The following is a 269-nucleotide window of genomic DNA, read 5'->3' on the forward strand; positions in this document are numbered from 1 at the left end:
TCGCGCAACGCGCATGGCGCAATGAGCCTCGCATGATGTCCGCCCGGCTCGACGTATCACTCACTCAACTCAATTTATCCCAACCGTTTGGGGGCTAACGTGGCAGAAGTTCAATCCATCAATTCGAGCGTCGCGAACGCGACGAATGGTCGCCGCGACGCGCAGCAGGCCGATGCCGGCGGTCAGGAATTCCTCGTCTTCACGCTCGGCGCCGAAGAGTACGGCATCGACATTCTCAAGGTGCAGGAAATCCGCGGCTACGACAACGT

The 269-nt window shown here is 59.5% G+C and carries 1 protein-coding gene; it reads left to right on the forward strand.

The features are described 5' to 3' along the window. Nucleotides 1–99 precede the first annotated feature (99 nt). On the forward strand, nucleotides 100–269 hold a 170-nt coding region (locus tag SB822_RS57480), incomplete at its 3' end, for a chemotaxis protein CheW (RefSeq protein WP_410859159.1).

The organism is Paraburkholderia sp. SIMBA_054, from assembly GCF_046534875.1.
In the GTDB taxonomy this organism is placed as follows: domain Bacteria; phylum Pseudomonadota; class Gammaproteobacteria; order Burkholderiales; family Burkholderiaceae; genus Paraburkholderia; species Paraburkholderia hospita.